Source organism: Idiomarina zobellii (genome assembly GCF_900100855.1).
In the GTDB taxonomy this organism is placed as follows: Bacteria; Pseudomonadota; Gammaproteobacteria; order Enterobacterales; family Alteromonadaceae; genus Idiomarina; species Idiomarina zobellii.
Genome location: NZ_FNCB01000001.1, coordinates 1 through 23,950 on the forward strand (window position 1 = coordinate 1; position 23,950 = coordinate 23,950).

General features: G+C 44.6%; 15 protein-coding genes. 8 read left to right on the forward strand and 7 right to left on the reverse strand.

Annotated features, from left to right (window positions below; translation table 11 throughout):
* Positions 1-434: 434 nt before the first annotated feature.
* The 5 genes from BLT32_RS00005 to BLT32_RS00025 are packed head-to-tail and all read left to right on the forward strand — an operon-like array spanning position 435 to position 9,385.
* Positions 435-2,288 carry a DUF262 domain-containing protein gene (locus BLT32_RS00005; protein ID WP_053952259.1) on the forward strand — a complete coding sequence of 618 codons (1,854 nt, stop codon included), beginning with the start codon at positions 435-437 and terminating at the stop codon, positions 2,286-2,288.
* A 23-nt stretch (positions 2,289-2,311) separates the two neighbouring features.
* Positions 2,312-3,841 (forward strand): AAA family ATPase, encoded by a 1,530-nt coding sequence (locus BLT32_RS00010; protein ID WP_074668841.1) that lies wholly within the window; start codon positions 2,312-2,314, stop codon positions 3,839-3,841.
* Positions 3,832-5,328, forward strand: coding sequence for a VWA domain-containing protein (locus tag BLT32_RS00015; RefSeq protein ID WP_053952261.1), 1,497 nt, complete (start codon positions 3,832-3,834; stop codon positions 5,326-5,328). The genes BLT32_RS00010 and BLT32_RS00015 overlap by 10 nt, the downstream gene beginning before the upstream one ends.
* On the forward strand, positions 5,321-8,599 hold the full coding sequence (locus BLT32_RS00020; protein WP_053952262.1) for a type I restriction endonuclease subunit R: 3,279 nt from the start codon (positions 5,321-5,323) through the stop codon (positions 8,597-8,599). Before BLT32_RS00015 ends, BLT32_RS00020 begins: the two co-directional genes overlap by 8 nt.
* A gap of 3 nt (positions 8,600-8,602) precedes the next feature.
* Positions 8,603-9,385, forward strand: coding sequence for a M48 family metallopeptidase (locus BLT32_RS00025; protein WP_082343041.1), 783 nt, complete (start codon positions 8,603-8,605; stop codon positions 9,383-9,385).
* A gap of 110 nt (positions 9,386-9,495) precedes the next feature.
* On the opposite strand, the gene BLT32_RS00030 is transcribed toward BLT32_RS00025, so the two are convergent.
* Entirely contained in the window at positions 9,496-11,055 is a 1,560-nt protein-coding gene (locus BLT32_RS00030) for an HNH endonuclease signature motif containing protein (RefSeq protein WP_053952263.1), read from the reverse strand.
* 111 nt (positions 11,056-11,166) lie between these two features.
* Between BLT32_RS00030 and BLT32_RS00035 the strand changes: the two genes are divergently transcribed.
* Positions 11,167-11,283 (forward strand): YgjP-like metallopeptidase domain-containing protein, encoded by a 117-nt coding sequence (locus BLT32_RS00035; RefSeq protein ID WP_268762556.1) that lies wholly within the window; start codon positions 11,167-11,169, stop codon positions 11,281-11,283.
* Between the two features lie 107 nt (positions 11,284-11,390).
* On the opposite strand, the gene BLT32_RS00040 is transcribed toward BLT32_RS00035, so the two are convergent.
* From BLT32_RS00040 to BLT32_RS00060, 5 genes are read right to left on the reverse strand one after another with little or no spacing between them, the layout of a single operon-like run.
* Positions 11,391-12,431: a cyclase family protein gene (locus tag BLT32_RS00040; RefSeq protein ID WP_053952264.1), complete on the reverse strand. Its 1,041-nt coding sequence runs from the start codon at positions 12,429-12,431 to the stop codon at positions 11,391-11,393.
* A 35-nt stretch (positions 12,432-12,466) separates the two neighbouring features.
* Positions 12,467-13,915 (reverse strand): NAD-dependent succinate-semialdehyde dehydrogenase, encoded by a 1,449-nt coding sequence (locus BLT32_RS00045; RefSeq protein ID WP_053952265.1) that lies wholly within the window; start codon positions 13,913-13,915, stop codon positions 12,467-12,469.
* Positions 13,905-15,281 carry a sigma-54 interaction domain-containing protein gene (locus BLT32_RS00050; protein ID WP_053952266.1) on the reverse strand — a complete coding sequence of 459 codons (1,377 nt, stop codon included), beginning with the start codon at positions 15,279-15,281 and terminating at the stop codon, positions 13,905-13,907. The genes BLT32_RS00045 and BLT32_RS00050 overlap by 11 nt, the downstream gene beginning before the upstream one ends.
* The gene (locus BLT32_RS00055) at positions 15,281-16,633 is read right to left on the reverse strand and encodes a hypothetical protein (protein ID WP_053952267.1); all 1,353 of its coding nucleotides are present in this window, start codon (positions 16,631-16,633) and stop codon (positions 15,281-15,283) included. The genes BLT32_RS00050 and BLT32_RS00055 overlap by 1 nt, the downstream gene beginning before the upstream one ends.
* An 11-nt stretch (positions 16,634-16,644) precedes the next feature.
* Entirely contained in the window at positions 16,645-17,808 is a 1,164-nt protein-coding gene (locus BLT32_RS00060; protein WP_053952268.1) for an iron-containing alcohol dehydrogenase, read from the reverse strand.
* Between the two features lie 330 nt (positions 17,809-18,138).
* Here BLT32_RS00060 and BLT32_RS00065 point away from each other — a divergent pair, with 330 nt between their 5' ends.
* Positions 18,139-19,320, forward strand: coding sequence for a porin (locus BLT32_RS00065; RefSeq protein WP_053952269.1), 1,182 nt, complete (start codon positions 18,139-18,141; stop codon positions 19,318-19,320).
* Between the two features lie 184 nt (positions 19,321-19,504).
* Here BLT32_RS00065 and BLT32_RS00070 read toward each other — a convergent pair whose 3' ends face one another.
* Positions 19,505-21,406 carry a bifunctional metallophosphatase/5'-nucleotidase gene (locus BLT32_RS00070; RefSeq protein WP_053952270.1) on the reverse strand — a complete coding sequence of 634 codons (1,902 nt, stop codon included), beginning with the start codon at positions 21,404-21,406 and terminating at the stop codon, positions 19,505-19,507.
* A 204-nt stretch (positions 21,407-21,610) separates the two neighbouring features.
* Here BLT32_RS00070 and BLT32_RS00075 point away from each other — a divergent pair, with 204 nt between their 5' ends.
* Positions 21,611-23,944, forward strand: a complete 2,334-nt coding sequence (locus BLT32_RS00075; protein WP_053952271.1) for a TonB-dependent receptor — start codon at positions 21,611-21,613, stop codon at positions 23,942-23,944.
* The last annotated feature ends 6 nt before the right edge of the window (positions 23,945-23,950 follow it).

Genomic DNA, 23,950 nt, shown 5'->3' on the forward strand with positions numbered 1-23,950 from the left:
AACCGGGTCAGGATGTTGTTGACGGTTGAGCGACCGATGTTCAGCGTTAATGCTATTTGCCGATCAGTCATCCGCCGCTCAAACTTCAAACGAAAAATGTCCAGATAAGTCCGCATATCCGTCCTCGCTTTTTTCTTTGCTTTAGTCATGGTTGCCTCGGCTCACAGATAAAAACTCTGTTATGCCGAAACTCGAAAAGCGAGGGAAGAAAAACTTGTCCGGATGAGACCGAAACGGTTGTCCGGACGACGCCGAAATCACTGTCCGGATGATACCGAAATGCTTGTCCGGCTCAGACCGAAATCAATGTCCGGATGACCCCGAAATACGCACACAAAAGAAAATTGAACATTTGAAAGCTGAAAAGAAAGCTCTAATGCAGCAGCTCCTTACGGGAAAACGAAGAGTTAGTATCAGTTAAACAAGGAGGTTTTATGAGCAAATTAGAAAACAAAATCGAAGCAAGACACCGTAATCTTTACGACGTTCTCAACCAGCAAAAGTATACAGTAGACTATTTCCAGCGCGAATACAGCTGGAGCGAAAAACATATCGAAGAGCTTGTAACTGATTTAACGTCTGCATTTTTGAGTGAGTACACTCCAGGCGACAAGCGCGAACAAGGCGAGCAATACAATAATTATTATCTAGGCCCATTTGTCGTCAGTAGCAAAGATGGAAAGCGCAGCATTATCGATGGTCAGCAACGTTTAACCTCACTGACGTTATTTTTAATTTATCTAAACAATTTACAAAAAGAGCTCGGCTATAACGAAGTAATTGAACCCCTAATTTTTTCAGAGCTTCGAGGCAGTAAGTCCTTTAATATTACGGTGGAAGAACGTACCCCTTGCCTTGATAGCCTCTTCAATCACGGCGAATTCATACCCTCTGATGATACATCAGAATCAACTCGTAATATGGCAGAGCGTTATCAGGATATAGTTAGAGCTTTTCCTGATGAGCTCAAAAGTGATGCTTTTCCATTTTTTATTGACTGGCTACAGTTAAACGTAATCATGGTTGAAATTATCGCTTATTCTGATGAGAACGCTTACACGATATTTGAGACTATGAACGACAGAGGTCTTAATTTAACCCCTTCAGAAATGTTAAAGGGTTATGTTCTATCTCGTCTAGACAACCCCAATAAACGACACAAAGCCAACGAGCTATGGAAGCACTCCATGCTCAAGCTTAAAGCCTATGACAAAGATGAGGATCAGAGGTTTTTTCAGTCCTGGTTAAGAGCTAGATACGCAGACAGTATTCGACCAGGTAAAGCAGGCTCCAAAAATGAGGATTTTGAAAAAATAGGCACACGATTTCATAGTTGGGTGCGCGATAATCTACAAAAGGTAAATCTAGATACCAGCGATACCGAGACCTTTGAACGTTTTGTGCAGCAGGATTTACATTTTTACCTAAAGGCTTACCAACGCATCCTAGATGCGGAGCGCAAACTAACTCATGGCCTAGAGCCAGTTTATTACATAAAGCATTGGGGCATCGCCCCTACTCTAAGCTTTCCTTTAATGCTAGCGGCATTAAACATCAATGACGATGAGGCGACAGTAACAGATAAGATAAAAACGGTAGCGACCTACATAGAAACCTTTGTTGTTAGAAGAGCAGTTAATTTTCGAAACTTCTCTGCCAGCTCCATTCGTTACACAATGTACAGCTTAGTAAAGGAAATACGTAGTGTTGATTTACCGACATTAAAGCGCCTTCTGTCTCAAAGATTAACAGACATGAAGGAGTCGTTCGATGGTATGGATAAGTTTCGTATGCATGGTCAAAATAAGCGCTTTGTTAAATTTTTACTTGCTCGTATGACTGCATGGTGTGAACAGCAAGCAGGTATGAGTACGGATTTCGATACGTATTATCAACCTAAAACTGGCAAGCCTTTCGAAGTAGAGCATATTTGGGCTGACAAATTCTCCCGACATAAAGACGAATTCGAACAGGAACATGAGTTTCAAGCTTTTCGTAACCGCTTAGGTGATTTAGTACTGCTACCCCGTGGTACTAACCAGTCATACGGAGATTTACCATTCGAGCAAAAACAGGCTCACTACATTAAAGAAAACTTACTTGTTAAGTCACTTTGCCCTTTAGCCTATAAAAACAACCCAAACTTTTTGCTCTTGACCAATAAGTTAGAGCTACCTTTTTCAGCTCATATAAATTTCAAAAAGGAAGATATTAAAAAGCGGCAAGCACTGTATTGCGAAATATGTAAATCTATATGGCCTGAGGATTTAACACTTAAAACAACTTAAAGGATAAAATAAAAAGGACTTATATGAACATCAAGGCGAGAGTCTCTGGACTGATTAGTGATATTAGCGAGGGAATGTATGAGCGAGAGGAAATCATTGCACTCGCTCTACTCGGTGCGCTATCCGGCCAAAATACATTCCTCCATGGACCTCCGGGAACAGCTAAGAGCTTAATATCTCGAAGAATTGCCAGTGCGTTTGGTGAGCATTCCTATTTTGAATATTTAATGAACCGGTTCAGTACGCCAGAAGAGGTTTTTGGTCCGGTATCAATCAAAGAGTTAAAGAACGACAACTACATACGTAAAACGAACCGGTATCTGCCAACGGCAGAATTTGCCTTTCTTGATGAAATTTGGAAGTCTAGCCCTGCAATTCTAAACGCTCTGCTTACCGTCATTAATGAACGAACCTTTCACAATGGCAACACGTCAGAAAGTGTTCCTCTAAAAGCTCTCATTGCGGCATCCAATGAGACGCCTCCTGAAAACCAAGGCCTGGAGGCACTTTATGACCGATTCATAATCCGATTGCATGTGCCACCAATTAGTAAACTTGAGCACTTCGAAAAGCTTATCAACTCCAAACCGTCTAGGGCTAAAGTAAAAGTTGATGACAGTATTAAAGTGACTACCGCTGAATGGGAAGGTTGGCGAGAAGACATTCATAACGTGAAGCTGTCGCGAGAAACCTTAACAACCGTCCATTTAATTAGGGAACAGCTAGCGAGTAAGTTCGATCAACTTGGCATTTACGTTTCCGATAGACGTTGGCAAAAAGCTGCTCTTTTGCTGAAATCATCGGCCTTCTTTAACGGTAGAACAATGACAAACCCAAGTGACAACTTGCTGCTATCACATTGTTTGTGGACAGAGCAAAAACACCGGTCGGATGTAATGCATATTGTCCATCAGGCCATAAAAGACACCGGTTTAATTCATGAAAAAAATATTGCAGCGCTAATTCAAGATAAAGAACGCATCGAGAAAGAGATCCAGCAAAAGCTGTTCTACCAAGAGGATGTGTTTAAAGAGATAATCGTAAACAATGAACCCCACCTAGTCTTGCAAGTTCCTGATCCTGAACATTACAACCATGGTAAAAAACAGCCTCACTCACGTACGGTCCTTATTCCTCGTAAAATGTATAAGACCAACTCAGTTCTCGAACCGACTGACCGTTACGGCAATGTTCTTCATCTTTTTCGATGTAACTCAACTGATGAGGGAAGCTTTGAGTTTTTCTCCCAAAATAGTGACTTTGAGACTTACATAGCTACGCCTGACGTACGAATTAAAAAAGGCAGTAAGCGTAACGATGTAAGTGACCAACAAGTTGAACATTGGCGTTCATTAATTTTTGGCGTAAAAGATCAGCTTGAAAGCTGTATAAACGATATAAAACGTCGCGCAGAAAATTTACAGAGCGAACTAAACTCTGTTTTTATAATGCCCGAGAACGTTAAGTTTATCCATTTAGCTGTAACCGACCAGCTAGAGCATTTGAAGCTGCAACGCGAAGATTGTAATAAAATTGAAGCGTTATGCAGTTAGAGCCAATCATACTTTCAGTAAAGCAAGTAACTGAAGCAGCGACTTCTAAAATAAACCCAAACTTGCCGAGCAGTGCATTTTTATTGAACCAGGTTGAAGAGCGCGGACTTATCTGGCGAACCCGTATTACTCATGAACTAAAAACCCAAGACCCATTTATGCAAGAAGAATTTCTTGCAAAAAAATGGGCCGAAGACATTAAAAATGGTGATGTCAATCCAGTTAAGCTATCAGAAGCGGTAAAGCTTTTCATGAGCACAGCTACTACTTTAGGCAATTCAATAAGCCTGTCATACTGGGATCAGCAAGCGACGCAATTTGAATCCGCTAATAATAACGATACAGAGGAACTGTTTACTGTCTCCAAGCTTTTAGATCTTGAATGGCAAAAGCTGATTGACGAAGCGCGATTGCAATGGCAACACGAACAGCTGGCAATAAAACGGGCCAAGTTCACTCAAGACATGTTTGAACTCATTAATAACGTCGAGATAGTGACTCAACACATTCAAACACTGGGTTTTGACCCTCATATTTATTTCAGTCCTCTTGCAACCGGCGAGCTCAAGCCGGGAGATATAGAGCTTATCAAACGTTGGTCCTCCTATTTAGAGGACGATGACGGCATAAAAAGGCTCTGCGAACTACTTGGAAGAATACGCCATGATGAGGCTCGTGAGCGATTAGAATCTGTGAAGGTAAGTCATAATGTTGACATCCCTACCTCCAATTTAAACTCAAAAGAAGAAATAATTGGTATCAAACTAGGCAACGACATCGAGAATGCGATACCGAGTGAGCTCGCTTTGCTTTCAGACCCGGACGCATCCTTACTTTTTGACCTTAAACTTATCGAATCAAGACTCATGTGCTTTGATCTGCAAGGGGCCGGCTTTATTTCTGAAGAGCGCGAGATTATCGAAGAGCATTTGGCTAACGAAGAAAAAGAGAATGGCCCTTTTATTATCTGTGTCGATACAAGTGGCTCTATGACTGGTGAACCTGAGGCTGTTGCAAAAGCAGTGACATTATTTATTGCTAGTACAGCCGAAAAACAAAAGCGAAGCTGTTATCTCATCAATTTCTCCAACGACATCCATTATTTTGATGTCGGCAAAGGCGTTGGTTTGGAATCGTTGATTGAATTTCTAAAAATGTCTTTTAATGGTGGAACCGATGTAACGCCAGCAATATCACACGCAATAAAAGTTATGTCGGAAGAAGTATATAAAGACGCAGATTTGTTAGTTATATCTGACTTTATCATGGGGAATATACCGAAGCGTTTGGTGTCAAAAATCGAGAGACTGCAACAAAACGGAAACCAGTTTTATTCTCTAACCATCGCGTCTATAGATAAGAGTGAGCAATTGGGTGCACTTTTTGATGACGAGTGGGTATTTGATCCCTACACTAGTTCAGTAAAAGAATTAGTTAAGTTTAAACGAGAGCTTAACAGTAAGACACGGAGTCAGGCTAATGGCTAACGCCCCAAAATTTCAGGAAGAATACGCTGCTAAAATACCCGCAATGACACTATTAGCCGGTTTGGGCTGGTCCTTTTTATCGCCGCAGGAAGCGCTGGCGATGCGCGGGGGTAAGCAAGACCGAGTCGTGCTGCGCGAAGTATTACGAGATGTGCTGAACAAGCGAACCTTTCATTACGCCGGTAAAAGCTATCCGTTGTCCGATAACTCCATTGATAACATCGTCTCGCACCTGTGCAGCCCTGCCCTAAATGAAGGCCTCCAGCACGCCAACGAGGCGATTTACAACCATTTAATGTACGGTATTCCGGTGACGGAGTTCGTCGACGGGAAAAAGGTCACGCCCACCGTCTCTATCATCGACTGGCAGAGCCCGGACAATAACCAGTTTCACTTTACCGAAGAATACACGGTGACGCGTGCCGGAGGCTTTGATAGCCGTCGTCCTGATCTAGTTTGTTTTGTAAATGGTCTACCGTTGGTGGTCATTGAGGCCAAACGCCCGGATGGTAATTCGCAAAAAGGACCAACGATAAACGAAGGCATTTCCCAGAGTCTACGTAACCAGCGCCCTGACGAAGTCCCTCACCTGTTTGCGTATTCGCAACTGTTGTTGTCGGTCAATGGCATTGATGGGCGCTATGGCACCGTAGAGACCCCGGAAAAATTCTGGGCCGCCTGGAAAGAAGAAGATATCACCGACGCTGAAATGATGGCGTTGAAAAATAAAGCGTTGGATGATGCCACCCTGCAACATTTGTTCGATCACCGTGATAAGCGTGACCTGAGCTGGTATCAAAACCTGCTTGCCGGTGGTGAGTTGATGGTGACCGGCCAGGATAAGCTGCTGATAAGCCTTCTGTCTAAAGAGCGCCTGTTCGATATGGTGCGCTACTTCACTATTTTCGATAAAAAGATTGGCAAGATTGTCGGACGTTACCAACAAGTCTTTGGCATCAAGCGGCTAATCGAGCGTATTCAAAAGCGCAACAGCAAAGGCGGTCGCGAAGGTGGTGTTATCTGGCATACCACCGGCTCGGGTAAGTCCTTCACCATGGTGTTTTTATCCAAAGCGCTGATTTTGCACGAAGAGCTGAAGCAATGCCGGGTCATCGTTGTCACCGACCGTGTTGATTTAGAAAACCAGCTCTCGAAGACCTTTGCCTCTGGCGGCGAGCTGTCCAGTAAAAAAGACAAAGAGGCGGCCATGGCCACGTCGGGCAAGCGCCTGGCTCAGCAAATAGGTAAAGGCAATGAGCGCATTATCTTTACGCTGATTCAGAAGTTTAACTCAGCCACCAAACTGCCGGAGTGTCACAACGACAGCCCCAACATTATTGTATTGATTGACGAGGGTCACCGCAGTCAAGGCGGCGAAAACAACATTCGCATGAACCAGGCATTGCCGAATGCGTCCTTTGTCGCCTTTACCGGCACACCACTGTTAAAAGACGATAAAACCACGAATAAATTCGGACCCATTGTGCATGCCTACACCATGCAGCGTGCGGTCGAAGATAAAACCGTGACGCCCCTGCTCTACGAAGAGCGAATACCCGACCTGGACGTGAACGAGCGAGCTATCGACGCCTGGTTCGAGCGTATGACGGACGGCTTAAGTGACGAGCAAAAAGGCGATTTAAAGAAAAAATTCAGCCGTCGCGGTCAGGTATATGGCACTGACGAGCGTATTCAGCTTATTGCGTACGATATTGCTCATCATTTCGATAAAAATATCGATGAAGGCTTAAAAGGTCAGTTGTGCTGTGACAGCAAAGCCTCAGCTATAAAGTACAAAAAATATCTGGACGAAGTCGGCTTATTTGAATCAGCCGTGGTCATGAGCTCACCCGATACTCGCGAAGGCAATACCTCGGTTGACGAAAAAACCATGCCGGAAGTCAGTAAATGGTGGAAGGAGCATGTAGGCTCATCTGATGAACAGAATTACACCAAAGAGCTGGTCGAACGCTTTGATAAAGACCCTAAGCTGAAGCTATTGATTGTGGTTGATAAACTATTAACCGGCTTTGATGAGCCAAAAAATACTGTGCTTTACATCGACAAGCCGCTTAAAGGTCACAACCTCATTCAGGCGATTGCTCGCGTGAACCGTCTGCACCCCGACAAGAAGTTTGGTCTGCTGATTGATTATCGCGGCATTCTGTCCGAGCTCGATACCACCATAAAGGAATATCAGGATCTGGCTTCACGTACCCAGGGCGGTTACGACATCGATGATATTGATGGTCTTTACCAGCAGATGAGTACCGAGTACAAACGCCTACCCCAGCTTTATAAAGAGCTGTGGGCGATATTTGACGGTGTTAAGAATAAATCAGACACCGAAGCGCTACGTCATGCCCTGTTGCCTCGTATGGAAGAAATAAACGGCGAAATGGTCGATAAAAACCAAAAACGCCGCGAAGACTTTTACGAAGCACTCACAGCCTTTGCCACTTGCCTTAAAGTTGCTCTGCAGTCGGCTACCTTCTTTGAAGATAAGAGCTTTTCCGATAAAGACCGTCGACAATACAAAGAGACGGTGAAACAACTGTCCAGTCTTCGTCAAACCGTGCAACAGGATTCCGGCGAGCGTATCAGTTACGACGAGTACGCACAGGAAGTCAAAAAGCTACTGAACAAACATGTGGTCAGCGTTGGCGTCCGTGATTCGGAAGGTGTTTATGAAGTCGGTAAAATGGGCCAGAAACAAGCACCTGAAGACTGGAGCGAAGATAAAACCCGCAACGAAACCGATATCATCAAAACTCGCGTTACCAAAATGATTGAGCAAGAGCTCGGTGACGACCCTTACGCTCAGGAAGCCTTTTCTAAGCTATTGCGTGAAGCCATTGAAGACGCGGAAAAGCTGTTTGAGCATCCGCTGAAACAGTACATGCTGTTCCGTGAATTTGAGGAGCAGGTACAAGAGCGTCGCTTGGATGATATCCCTGAACGGTTGACCGGCAACCATCATGCACAAGCCTATTACGGCGTGTTCAAAAAGCACCTACCTGAAGCGTTTACAGTCATGGATGAACAAGCGCAGGATAAATGGGTAGAGATTGCGTTTGATGTCGATAGCATCGTTAGCCAGTCCGTTGCGGAAAACTCGATTAACCCGAATAACATTGAAGCTGATATCCGTAAAAAGCTACTGCCGAAGATTTTTGCGGAATGCAAAGCCGTCGGCGGCGGTATCGAGCAGGCGAAAAAGATTGTCGAAGCCGTTGTGCAAGTTGTTCGTGTTGGGCAATTAGGTCATTAAGCCATGAACGTTGCGATACGTTTTGCTGATCAGGTTTCTGAGAAACATCAGCCATACGGGGATAAACTTAGCTTTTATTATTCCGACGAGCTGATTGAGTTTCAGCGCGTTGCCGCTAAAAGCCCTGATCGTAAAATTAAAATAAAGGTTTTGCCTGATTGCTCGGTAAAAGTTGCTGCTCCTGAAGACAGCTCCGATGATGAGGTATTACGCGCTGCCAAAAAACGGGCGCGCTGGATTTACCAGCAACTACGAGAGTTTCGTAAGCAGCTAACGCACATTATTCCACGCCGTTATGTTAGCGGTGAAAGTCATTACTACCTGGGCAAGCAATACGTACTCAAAGTGCTGATAAAACCCGACCAAGCAGCTGGTGTTAAACTACTTCGCGGTCAACTTGAAGTGAGCGTGCGTGAGTACACTACTGAGCGTGTAAAGACAGCATTAGAATGCTGGTATAAGGTCAGAGCCAAAGACGTCTTCCACAAGCGTTTAGACGCCGTTTTAGAGCAAGCATTGTGGGTTGATAAGCGCCCTCCTCTGCGAATACTCACGATGCAAACCCAATGGGGCAGCTGTTCGCCTAACGGACGCATCACCTTAAACCCTCTGCTGGTTAAAGCACCCCGAGAGTGCATTGACTATGTCATACTGCACGAGCTTTGCCATATCGCTGAGCACAACCACAGCGAACGGTTTTATCGGCTTATGGGACAGGTTATGCCGAATTGGGAACGTGTTAAGGGTCAGCTGGATCAGATGGCTGGGCGAATTTTTAATGGGTAACCTGAACGTTATCGCTTTAGTGGCACACTAAATTTGTGAACCTAATTAGGTGGTGTAACCGTGTTTTTGGAAACTACTTGTCAGCTCTTATCAGAAGCCATATTTTATGACTATCCAAAGCGCTTGGATTTATTTTCCGCATGTTTCCGTGCCTTTATCGCTTCTTCTTTGGTGTGGAAAGTCCCTATGGTTTTTCCAGAAAGGTATGCGCGCCACTTGCCTTCGTGTTGAGAGTCTTTGACTACGCCAGCGAAGCCAGTCGTGTTGCTTTTCATTAGGGGCTGATTTGCCATATTTTGTGCGTGGCTTACCAATCTGAGGTTTGCGATCCTGTTATCCAGAGAGTTTAAATTGATATGGTCTATTTCGAGACCTGTTGCAGGCGGCCAGACACCATAGCAATAAAGCCACGCGAGATGTGAGGAATGATAATCTTTACCAAGCACTGTGCAATAATGATACCTGTTTCGCCGAAATCCACTAGGCTCAGCTTTTGTAAGTCTCGTGTTTAAGCCAGCATCACCTTTCCTTTTTAAGTTTCTTTGTCTAAGTGTAAAAATACCCGTGTGAGGATCGTAGTGAATGAGCTCTTTTAAAACTGCTTGCTTTTTAATTGGGTCTTTTTCACTTTGAAAGTAGTCCTCGCTTGGACAGGCTGCCAACCAGTTATCGATTCGCAAATCGTGTTTATCACCATTTTTACAAATTAAACCATGATCTGGCTTTGGTCGACCTTCATACGACCAGATTAACTCTTGAGCTGTGTACCTGCGTGACTTGAAGCGCACCAATACAGGCTGCCCCTTTATGTAACGACCAGCTCTTTCCCCAGCATACTGTGTGTTATGCTTTTTATCGCTTTTTGTCACTTCTTCACGCTTTCGCCAATGAAGTTTACCCCGCACCGCATCGTAATAAAATGCTGCTCTAATTTCAGCGCCGTCAGGAAAAGGGTTTTTGATTGGTGTTTTACCTTTTTTAATTTTTGGTTTGTATTTTGAAGTGTTACGAGCGTTTTCTGCTTGAGTGACAACACGAAGATTATTGATTGAATTATTTGCTGGGTTTCTATCGATATGGTCGATGACAAGCCCTTCGGCTGGCAGTTCACCAAACACGTATAACCATGCCCACCGGTGAGCCTTGCGTTCTTTATTGCAAATTTTAAAAATTTGATAGCCGTCATGATACCTAACACGAACAGGTTTACCGGCATTTTTATTCAAAAAGCTGCGATCATTGGAGTTGCGTGGCCTTCTGAACTGCCATTTGAAAGTTCCTGTCCGTTCATTGTAATACACAAACTCCTTAATATTGCTGGCATCAATTTTTACCGGGGTAACATCTTGTTCAGCCCAGTTAGCGAAAGATAAATCTGTATTGTCTCCATTCAAGCTGAAAATCCCTCTTTCAGACGGTAGTTCGCCTTTCACTAGCACCCAGACTATTATTGCACCAGAAATTAGATGAAATTTTCTACTCTTTTTGCTCCAATACCTGAGACGAAGGCTACGATCTTTTTCTAGGTAAAAAGTTACATTATCTCCGGCTTTATTTCTAAGATGATCTGTCTTCCACCGTAATTCACCAGCTGAGTCTAGATAAAATAAATTTTTTATCTCTAATGGCGTAGGATAAATACTGAGGTCAAGTTTCTTCACTAAAGTCATTCCTATGATCTTTCTAAGCTATATGGAAAGATAGCAGTATATTTGTAAATCGCTAATGCAACGCAGCCTCTGTAGGAGAAGTTCAAACCACCCACGACAACCCCTTAACCAATAGCTGAACACAGCCACAGCGAGCGATTTTATCGGCTGATGAGACAAGTTATGCCTAATTGGGAGCGAGTTAAGGAGCAGTTGGATCAGATGGCTGGGAGGATTTTTAGTGGTTAACCTGAACGTTATCGCTTTAGTGGCACACTAAATTTGCGCTAGCTAATTAGGTGGTTTAGCGGTGCTTTTATAAGGGGGAAGCACTTTCCCCCTTTCTTTCCTTTATTTTATTTAATCACAATTGGATTAATAGGTGAGCCTGAGCCACGTTCCATTTTGAGCGGCGCTGCTGTAAACATAAAGGTATACTGCCCATCTTCAGCGCTGTCTTTTGCAAGGTCATCTAGCCAGTACAACTCACTAAGAACAACACCCAAATCCCGGATCAATGCTCCGTGAAGTGGTATCACGTAATCTTTTCCGTCAATAGTTTGCGGAACCAGTTCGACAGCAAGGTTATCCGCTGCAATCACTGGTATTTCCATATCATCAATCCAGTTGATTAGTTGTTTGCTATAACACAATCCGGGCTCTGTAGTTGCGCTCCATGGCGCGTCTGGTTCGTCCTGATAAAAGCGGCCAACGGAACCCGTTCTTATCAACAAAATGTCTCGTTTCTCGATTGTTACGTTTTGCGCTTCAGCTGTTTCTCGTAAATCATCAAGTGTAACGCAAGAGCTTGGTGCCAAACGGCTAGACTGACCGCCTTTGTGACTTCCAACATCCAATAAGACACCACGACCAACAATGCCGTGCTCAGCAAGTTTGCCTACATCAACATGATCGTGCCCATGTACTGTACTATCGGCTGAAACGCCACCATAGACTTTATCGCCATACCAAGCGTGACCTAATGCATCCATATGAGTCGTGCCTTGTAAATACATGAATACAGCATCGTCGGAGTACTTCACCCCACCGGCTAACTCATCAAGTTTATCCACAGAATACATACTTTCATCCTGTGTCATGAAATGCATGGCTGGCACTCTTCCAGGAAAGACAGGTCCGACTCCATGAGTAATCGGTAATTGCAGGGTGAATTTTTCACCTGTTTTTACAGCCTTAACGCCACGCAGTGCTTGTTCATCATCGAGGTAATTTAGTGCGCCAATTTGGTCATTCTCACCCCACTTCCCCCAGTTTTTCGGCATATCCTTTTGTAAATTTTCAATATCACTGCTTTGAGCAAAAGCCAGTGATGAAGAGCTTAGTCCCACAAGGGCGCTCAACACAGCGACAGATAAGATATTTTTGGATTTTTTCATTGTTATTTTCCTTTTGTTGCTCGTAGTTTTACTTGTTAGTAACAAAGCTTGATGTACTTTGTTTCGAGGTACTCCGTAATGCCTTGTCGACCTCCTTCTCGGCCTAAGCCAGAGCTTTTAACTCCGCCAAAAGGCATCGCAGGATCTGAGATAACGCCAGTGTTAACGCCTACCATACCCACCTCTAACTCCGCAGCGAGGTCGTGGATCCGTTTCAGACTCTCGCTGTAAAAGTAAGCCGCTAAACCTGTATCCTGTGCTCTAAGTGACGCAATGAGCGAATCTTCATCGCTATAGCGAACTAAAGGGGCGACTGGGCCGAAAACTTCTTCTTGAACACAGCGCATATCGGTTGTTGCTTCTGTGATCAATGTAGGAAGATACCAACGCTCCGACTCTGCCCAACGCTCGCCTCCATACACTATCTTGCCGCCTTTTTCTCTGGCATCTCTAACTAGTGCCTCCACCTTCTCCAGAGCCCGTTCATTAATGAGGGGACCTATATCGGTATGGGGATCACTGCCTAAGCCTAAGGAAAGTGCTTTTATTCGTTTTTCAAAAGCACTCGCAAAACGGTCATATAGCGAATCATGAACATAAAACGCATTCGCACAGACACAAGTTTGTCCGGCATTGCGAAACTTTGACTGCATCGCTCCTTCAACTGCTTTATCGATATCAGCATCGCTACAGACTATAAACGGGGCATTACCGCCCAATTCAAGCGAAAGGCGCTTAACGGTAGAGGCACAAGCTCGCATCAAGTGCCGCCCCACAGCTGTTGATCCAGTAAAGCTGAGCTTTTTAACCTGTTTGCTGGTGCACACTATGTCGCCTATAAGTTGTGCGTCACCAGTTACTACATTAATCAGACCCGGAGGAACGCCGGCCAAAAGCGCCAGCTCTGACAATGCAAGTGCTGTAAATGGAGTCTCAGGTGCAGGTTTTATTATCATTGAACATCCTACAGCCAGAGCTGGTGCGACCTTTCGAGTTAACATCGCTGCTGGAAAATTCCAGGGAGTTATCGCAGCACAGACACCGACCGGCTCTGTAATTGTTTTCAACGACTCACCCTCGGAACCATTGGGCATTGCGCTCCCGTTATCCTGCAACGCCGGTTGTGCGTACCACTTTACATAACTCGCCGCATAACGAACTTCTCCCAGGGCCTCAGCGAACGGCTTTCCTTGTTCTAGAGTAATGATTGACGCTAACCGCTCCTCATTCTCTTTTATCTTTTGGTACCAATTATTAAGTACTGCACAACGTTCGTTTATCGAAGTCTTACGCCAACTATTGAAAGCACGCTCAGCAGTGGTAATCGCATAGCGAACTTGCTCCTCAGAGAGCTTTGGAACAGTGCCTAGCAGCTCTCCACTAGCTGGATTAAAAACCTTCAACGTATTGCTCCCGCTACACGGGATCCAATTTACGCCAATTAAGGCCGCCTGCTTTAAATCTACCTGTTTCTCATTCATCATCTTGAGTTGGATTTCCCATCATTTTTGCTTTTAATCGTTGTTGTTTTTTTACTAATGTTGACTGGTCTATACCCAATGCTTGTGCCGCAGCTCGTGTCGTACCATGAACTTGGAGAGCCTCACTTATAAGCCTTAATTCAAGCTCATCCATCCGATGTCTCAACGAAAGCCCCTGCTTTCCTAGAAACTGCTCACCGATAAGTTCTCGAGGTAAATGAGCGGTCGTTATTAATGCTTGCTCACTGGTCACCACTAACCGCTCTACTAAATTTATTAATTCTCGAATATTTCCAGGCCAATCGTAACGAGTAAGGCGCTCAACAACGCTCTGATGCCAACGACAGTCAAATTCATATTGTTGATTAAAATAACAAAGGTAGTGTTCCAATAGCGGCTCAATTTCCTCAGTACGCTCGCGAAGCGCAGGTAGCTCGATAGGTACCACACATATCCGGTAAAGAAGATCGGCCCGAAAGCGGCTCTCGGCAACCAGCGCCTTTAAATCGTGATGCGAGGCTGAAATGAGTCTAAAATTCGTCTGCCTGAATTCGGTCCCTCCGACCGGCAAAAAACGCTTCTCGGCAATCACCTTCAATAGTTTTGCTTGCAACGACAGGGGTAAGTCGCCAATCTCATCCAGAAATAGAGTGCCGTTATTAGCCGCTTCAAGCAGCCCTGTTTTTCCTTTATTTGACGCACCAGTAAATGCGCCTGGTACATAACCGAATAGCTCTGCTTCCAACAGTGACTCGGGCATTGCGGCACAGTTAAGCTCAATAAAGGGTCCGCTACTGCATCGGCTATATTGATGAATAGTGCGTGCTAATAATGTTTTACCCGTCCCGGTCTCGCCTTGTAACAGTACTTTTGCCGCTGAGTTCGCTACGCGCTTCGCAAGCTCGTAACATGCTTGGGTACGCGGGCTTACAATAAATGGCTCAGCCGGCCAGTCATGCTGTGCCGGACCGTATTGCTCTCGCACATTCAACAACTGTTCTAGTTGCTCTTCGGCACGCTTGGCTTGCAATAACTCGGTTACGTCTCGCACCGTTGTAACTACATATTCAATGCGTCCTCGGGCATCAATCATCGGAGTGCCCGATACCAAAATTTTATGGTCATCGGTCAGAGCCTGTGTCAGTGTTACAGCGCGTCGCTCTTTCAATACTTCTAACGACACCGAACGTGAAATGTAGCCGGCTTTAACCACTTCTGACATGTGCATGCCCTGCAAAGTGCGCTTTGGAATTCCTGTTATTCGCTCATAGGCTTTATTTACTGTGATGGTTACTCCGTTCCCATCGGTAATGTAAACGCCATCACTCATGGCATCTAATACCCGTTGCAGGTTATCCCCGTGAAACATCAGCGTGTCTCCTTAGAAGGTGTCCGTAGACGCCAGCCATAAATCAAAAAACACAATAGAATCCCGGCAGCGAACGCCCAAGTTGCACCTTTTACTACCAAAATTGCGGCAATAACACCGGCAATTCCCAGATCGCGCTCGCTTTTGGCTTCCTGAATACCTATGCGTACACTGACGTAACCTTGGATCAATAGTGTCAGTGCCAGAGCAATCCCCAAGATCGGTTGCACTAGACTAACGACTGGCAGTAGTAGTAAACCGGTATTGGTGCCCCAGCGAAACGATCCTGCGCCACCGAAGATGGAGTCCATCGCCTTGCGGCCTTTTTTAAAACGTTCAACAATTACCACATGCATTGCCGCCCATAGAGGTCCGCACATTGCTACGTCTGGTCCAATAATGCTCATACCAAAATTGCGAGCTCCAAAAATTATGTGAGCGCGATCAGGGCTATAATCAATTTTTTCATCCTGGCGAGCCTCATCAGCTTCATCCAAAATTGCCTTGCTCTGCAGGACATCACCAAAAAGTACGATATAAGCCGCTAGCACCGTCGGAATTGCTGTAACAAACATCATTAATGGTGGCAGTCCAACACCGAAGAGCGTGTATTCTGTAAACATCGTGACAAAATCTGGTGATGTCAGTCCCCACTCAATATCTGGCCAGGGAGCCTCACCAAACAGCGGTGCGACCACGATGGCAAGTGCAATGATGGGGAAAATTCCCAACTTACCTATCAGCGCTAATAACCAATGTTTATTTTGAATGGCTGCAAAGTGACGTGAAAAAATTAGGTAGAATGCAATACCAACCGCAATGGATATTGTCATGGGGAAAGATTCAAAACGTCCCCCTTCTTCAAATACCACAGCAACAGCCGCTAAGCCGGCGCCCATAATGATGCCAGCCTTGATCGCGCTTGGAATATAATGAACAACTCGTCGGGCGATGCCCGAAGCACCCAATACCATGGCAAATGCGCCCAACATCATTTGAAAGGCGATTAGTGCATGTACACGACTCTCCCCCTCGGGAAAGGTTGAGACATACATCATTAACAAAGGTATTGCAGGAGTTATCCACCCTGGTACGACTGGATCACCAAGCAAATGGTGAAGCAAGTAAAATAGACCATTGATCAGGACGATCGCGAGTGCAGCTTCAAACGGCATACCCAGAAGCTCAGCCATTAATGAAATCGCGGCTAAATCTACCGCGCACATCAACAATCCCTGAAAGTAATCAGGCCACTCGAAGCGATAATGTAAAAATGGCAGCCTAATTTTAAATGGCCCTAATCCCCAAAATGGTGCTTCCGCGCCCGGTTTACGATGCTTCCATAACGACATGGCTCGTTTCCTCAGTAAACAGCAGTGTAAATAGCTGCAATATCATCCACGCTCAATTCCCGAGGATTATTGCGTAACAGTCGAGTTACTCCATGAGCAGACTCAGCCAACTCAGGAATAGCTTCTCTTGGAATATCAAACTCGCGTAGCGTTTTAGGAATATTAACCTGCTCACATAGCTGGGCCAGTCGCTCAACTACAAAGTCCCCAGCGTCTTCTTTTACCAAAGTGTTAGGAGCTCCCAACGCATAAGCAATATCAAGAAATAGAGCTCGACAATTAGCGTAATTCCAACGCATCACTTCCGTAAACATAACGGCATTACTGACACCATGTGACAAGTGAAAACGTCCTCCTAAGGGGTATGCCAGTGCGTGGACGGCTCCAACTCCAGCATTCCCAAAGGCTAAGCCAGCCATAAGGCTGGCTGTAGCCATTTGCTCGCGCGCATTCATATCTTTGGGATTTTCATAGGCTTGTAATAGCGATTTGTTGATCATCGTCATCGCGCGTAATGATAATGGGCGAGTGAGCTCAGTGGAAAAATTGGATAAATAACTTTCAACGGCATGCACTAAGGCATCAACGCCGCTCGCAGCGGTGACGGCCGGTGGACAGCTCACGGTCAATTCCGGTGCCACAATGGCAACGTCAGGTAACAACTGGTTACTGACAATACCCTTTTTTAACTGCGCGTTTACGTCTGACAAAATCGCAATATTGGTCACCTCAGAGCCTGTTCCTGCTGTGGTCGGCAAACAGATAAGGGGAGTTTTTCTGGTGCGAACCTGATCTTCACCAAAGAGCGCCTCCAATTTTCTATCATCACCGATATAAACAGCGACGGCTTTAGCCGTATCCATCGCGCTGCCCCCACCTATAGCTATAATGCCGTCGCATTTACTTGCCATAAAACGGTGACGGCAGTCTTCGACTACATGTGTTTCCGGCTCAGCCGAAATATCTGAGTACAGTGTTGTACTGTCTGTAAAGGCATGTTGGAAGCTTTCTAAAATTGGTTCAATAACGCCAGAGCCCATTACTCCTTTATCGGTAACAATTAAAGGGCGTTTCATCATGAGAGCCTCGGCCTCTGCCGCCAATTGTGCACTTGCACCATATCCCGTCAGTAACCGTCGAGCGGTTTTAAATACTTGCACGCGTGTCTCAGTCATTGCGTTCCCTTTTTTGTCGTTATTTTTTAACACTTTATTATCAATAACACAGCAAACCCTGTGCCAACTTAGATTAAAAATTTAAGCCATTGTTTTTATTGCACTTAATTAATCACCGTACCACGAGAAATAAATCTAGCTTACTTTTCTGATGACTTTAAGCCATCAAAAAAAAGAGAAAATGATGAAATTATTCATCAAAATGATTTGGTTCGACTTTAAATATTTATATAAAAAACAGTGCCTTAAAAGTTTTCAGGCTTTGGCATAACCGTTGCAGAGCTTATCTTGCACATTCTTAATAACAAGAAAAAAACAGGGGAATACCACATGAAAAATAACGATAAGCTTAAACTGCGGGCTCTTACAACTACGACATTGGTCTCAACCATGTTGGCAAGTAGTGCGGTTATGGCTCAGTCAGTTTCTGCACCGGAATGGGATTTTTCCTTTAACGGATACATAAATGCTCACGCTGTGTATGCGAGCTGCGATGACTCAGGGGCTACAGTAGCCGGCAACGCTTTGCTGTGCACAGGGGAAGATGCAACTTCCGTATCAAACGGTTATAGCCCTTCCAGTTTTCAATTTTCAGCGACGACCCAGGCTCAGGGCTTCGATTTAAAAGCGTTTCTTGCAATCGAGCCGGGCTCAACTGATAACAGCGCATTTAACGGGAACGGAGATAACCGTGCATATCGTGCTTACTTTACTGTCGGTAATGACGATGTAGGAACACTCAAAGTTGGTCGTGGTTATGGTGTGTTCGGTATTGATGTGGTGATTGAGGACATGGCGCTGGGAGGTGTTGGTGCACCGGCATCAATCCGTAGTCCATTAAACACAACCTTAGGCGCTGCCGGCTATGGTTATATTTTTGCAGATAGGTTATCTCAAATCACTTACAGTCGGTCATTTGCTGACAACTGGCAAGCTGATATTGGTATTTTTCAACCTCTAGACTCAGTAAGCTTCGGAGGAAACGGCTATGTGGGTGATTCCGGCTCAGAGCGCCCAGGAGTTCATGGCCGCTTGCGCTACAATCATGATAACGGCTTTATTTCTACAACGTTTTACAATCAACATGTCACAACCGATATCGGAGATTATAGCGCTAGAGGTGTCGATTTAACCGGCGCACTTCAATTGGATAACACTCGTATCTCCCTCTCACTATTTGATGCTAAGGGACTCGGTTACTATGGGCTACTGATAGATGCTGCGGATGCTAACGGTACGCCGCGCGATAGCTCTGGTTGGTTTACCCAGGTAACGCAAACATTTGGAGCAACTAAGGTTGGTTTGAATTATGGTGTATCAGAAGTAGATTTAGCCGGAATTGACCAGCTTAGTCAGGTAGAAAAACAAAGTAAATTTAGTTTGGGTGTTTATCATACATTATGGCAAATGTTTACAGTGTCAGCAGAGCTGTCATCAATGGAAGCTGAGAGCCATAATAATGAGAGCATTGAAAACGAAGCTGTCAGTATTGGTTTCTCTTTATCTTTTTAAGCTCACCGAGGCGCTTATAACGCGCTGAACTTGAGATCTAGCTCAGTGTTCTATTGACAGCCTCCCCCACCTAATGTCGGTGGGGGATTCCCGACGCAGCGGTTGCACACTAAACCGCATTAACCCCGCCCCATCCTCGATAGGATTACTTTGCGGCGTTTTGGATGGCTGCTTAATTACGCTATTATTTGTTTTGTTCGGCTTGCTGGCTTATTCGGCTAAACTTAATTCTTCCGTCTTTTCTGATATCAATAGTTTTATGATGTGACGCTCGCAGGTTTTTTAAAACGCTGTCGCGGAGCTTGTAAGTTGTGGGCTTTATTGGGAGCGACTTAATATCAAAACCAGCCACTTTGTCACCATTCGGGAAATGTATCGTTTGGCCCCTCCATCCTAGATTGCCAGAAGCTATATAATCTCCAACTAACAATTTGATCGTTTGACCAGCATAATGTTCGAGAGGCTTACCGTTGAACTGAATATTGGTTGCTTGGGGTCGTCTATCTTGTTCGTAAGTCACTTCATAACGTAACGCATCCGAGAAGTGTAAAAAACCCTGATTAATAAAGCCGGTTAAATCGAGGCTTTCTTGCTCTGATGGCATAACTAGGCGTTGAGCGTTAGACTTTATAAGCTCTCTGAGTTGATTAGGCGTAAGCTCAATTAATTGAAGCGTGTCTGCATAGGGAATAACATTGTACCAATCAGAAAAAGTCGCCATTTCGCCCGGCTCAAAGCCGTTAACAATACTGGATGCATTGATTGCTGCCAAATCAGCGATTTCATTATCTGTATTAACCGTTTGCATAACAGCATCCGTTATAAAGTTTGCAACTGCAAGCTCTGCAGTATAACGGTCAACCAGTATCGCATTTTTTGTTAGTGCTGAGTCATCAGGGATGCGCCCTAACGGCTCATTTAATACATCGTCAAAATCAGTGATGATAGGAGCAATGGACGTTTTATAAAACTCCTCACTAAAGCTTATAAGCGACGCGCTATTTTGCTTTAGAGAATGCAAAACGGTGTTGTTAGATATTACGACTTCTTTTGAGTCATGTCGCAAGTTCAGTTGAATATCCCCAATGTAATCGCCCCACTGTCCAGCCTGAAATACCGGAACTCCACTGTAAATGTGCTCTTTATTAATCCCTGACTTATGCAGTGTATCGTGCGAATGACCGCCGATGACAATAGCGGGAACCGACGCTTTTGCTAATAGCTCTGCGATGTCTTGATCGCCAACTTTTCCGCTTTGTTGATAGCCAATATGTGTCAGTGCGATAATGACATCAACCTTACCTTCAACAGCGGTCAGTATTTGGTTCATATTTTCCAGTTGCGGAGCAACTTTTAATTGCGGATCGTCAGCCAGGTTACTTTTCGTATCTTCTGATGATGTTTGTCCAACTACCGCGACTCGCCACCCATTAATTACTCCAAGTAGCACAGAAGCGTAATCGTCAGCATCTAAATTTTTAGAAGCAACAAGATTTGAACTCAATAGTGGAAAATTGGCATCAGCGTTAATGGCTTGCTTTAGGATTTGGGTGCCGCGATCAAATTCATGATTACCCAATACTGCCGCATCAAGACCTGCCGATGAATAAGCGTGGTAGGCCAAGCTTTTTTTGAAAGATCCTGGACTGTAACCGAGTAATTCATCATATACGGCACCGGTATGATCATCTCCAGCGGATAAAAATAATACATGCTCTTTTTTTGAACTTGCCTCACGACGAGCCTTGCTGACATGGGCAGCTATGAGGCCAGTCACAAAGCGAACATCACCATCTTCTTTTTCTATTATGTGTTTGTTGTGTAAATCATTGATGTGGAAAATTCGTAGTTTTAAATGTTCTGATGGTTTTTTTGACGGCCAGTTATCGGGCCATCGTATTTCGAGATTTCCGGTTCTACCCGAAATAGGAGCAAGAGTGTAGGCTCGATCAAACGGGCTATTCTTGTGCAGTTCAAGTGGCGCTACCTGAATTACGTCCCTAGCGTGAGAGAACGCATCAGTGCTCACCAGTAGCAAACTCAAAAATACTGAATGTAAGATAAACAGGTGGCGCAACGTTTTCAAAGTGCACTCCTTTTCATTAAGGGGATTAAGTTTTGCTCTATTAAACCGCATTAATATGACAGTAAAAATACATTCCCTGTGACTTAAATATGTCATCAAAATGACGCGAAAGCATACGTTAAATGTCATATTAAGTTATTACTCTCTCGCACGCCTTTACAATTCATTCAATCGTAAAACAACCTGCTTCAGGGAGAGTAATTAATGTCAATGTTTCGACCAAACGCGTTAGCTTTTGCAGTAACGAGCGCCCTGTTACTTGGGACGTCCTTCACCATTAACGCCCAAGAACAAACAGATCAGCTTGAAACCATTATTGTGACAGCGCAAAAATCAGAGCAAAGCCTTCAAGAAGTGCCCGACGCAGTCTCTGTTGTCGAAGGAAGCGCACTGGATCAACTTAATGTTGCAAATATATTTGACTTGAGTGATCAAGTACCCGGGCTTGTGGTATCGAGCGTGCAAGGCTATCGCCCCTCTGTATCAATTAGAGGCGTCGGCAATGAAATACCTGATAACGCTGGAACCAAGCAAGCTGTGGCATATCATATTGATGGTGTATTTATGGCCAATGATTATGCACTTTGGGCTGACTTGGTTGATATTGATCGTGTTGAGGTCACTCGAGGCCCTGACGGAACCATTTATGGAAATAGTTCGACAGGCGGAGCCATTAACGTGCACACCAAAAAGCCTGACTTTATAAATGGTGATGGCTCAGTATCAGCAACAATGGGTCAGTACGACACGATGAACTTTCGTGGTGCTACCACATTGAAGTTAGACGACAATTTGGCAGTACGGTTCTCTGGATCTCACCGAGAGCATGACGGCTTCACAGAAAATAGAGCGCTTACTCATGATTATCGTTTAGACGATAAAAATGACACGACAGTTAGAGCACAATTACGTTGGCAACCCACTCAAGACTTCGATATTCAGCTTCAACATATGCAGTTCAGCTCAGATACAAACGGCCCTGCGCTGAAAGGTAATTTCGACCTAATTAGCAATGATCCTCGCGTGGTTTACCATGATACCCGTGAGTACTATAAACTAGACATGGATATGACCAGCTTGCATATGCATTATGCTATGGACTGGGCTCAGTTACGCGGTATATTCAGCCAGCAAAACTATGACATGCGCCGTCGCCTGGATATGGATAGAAGCAGTTTGACTGCCAATGATCCAGCACCATTTCCTCTGTCTGATGGTGAAGAGCCGACAAGCTTAGGACAAGTTCCTATACCGGAATTTATCGGTAATTTGCGACAGGAAGATGAGTCCTATACGGCTGAAGTCAACTTGATATCACCTGATGCAACGGCTGATTTAACATGGTTAGTTGGTGCTTTTTACCTTGATACTGAGATTTTCTCAAATACACGTAATTTTTACGACGCCGGCAGAGATGGCAACCCAGTCAGTGAGGTTGTTGCAGGACCCAATGTGTTCGACAATAATGCGGATATTGATTTCATAAACTCTGACTTCCGTAACTTTCAATCGTATTCAGTTTTTGGCCAAGTAAGTTATGCGTTAACAGACGCACTGCGTATGACGACGGGCTTACGTTATACTAATAACGAGTTTTCTGATGAGCGTTGCAGTTTAAACTGTGTTCCCACTCGCTCCCCTATCACCAGCACACCATCTGATGAAACTGATAACGTGACAGGGAAGTTTGCGCTGGACTATCAGTTCACAGAGCGAACTATGGGCTATGCATCTGTTGCAAGTGGCGTAAAACCAGCAGGCTCAAATAGCTCGACCGACACGCGATTTTTCCCTGAAAAATTTGATCAGGAAGAAATCATCGCTTACGAACTTGGTCTCAAAAATGATTTATTTGATAACCGGTTACGTCTAAATACCGCTGCTTTCTATTATGATTACAGTGACTATTTATTTGAATCAAGTGGTATTGAACGCTTTAACTCAGGCGCATCAAACTTGCCTGAAACAGAAGTCTATGGCTTAGAAGTTGAAGCTCAAGCGAACCTTGGTAAAGGTTGGCGTTTAGATACCAACTTAACTTGGATGGAGTCAGAGGTTATTGAAGGGCGCGATGCAATCGATAGAGCCGAAGCTGAAAATGCTTCAGTCGGATTGATCCTAGATGGAGCCCCAACCGAGGCGATTAACGCCGCCCGCGAGGAAACTGCTGTTAACTTAACGGGTAACGAATTAGCGAAAACGCCAGATTTAGTCGGTAATATTCGCTTAAGCTATACACATCAGCTCAATAATGGGGCTACATTAAGATCATCATTGGGCTATACACACCGAGGTGACTATTTCGCTCGAGTCTTTAACTCTCCTGAGCGTGACGTCGTAGAAAGCTATGATATCGCTCATTTAAACGTGAATTACATTCCTTCACATGGTAATTGGGATTTAGAGCTGAACGTGCGTAACTTATTCGACGACGACTCTGTTGCCTCTGTTCATACCGATACATACGGTGTGGGAGTGACTAGTAAGCAGTATTTAGCACCGCGTGTTGTGACACTTCAGGCTCGTTATTTCTTTTAACATCGA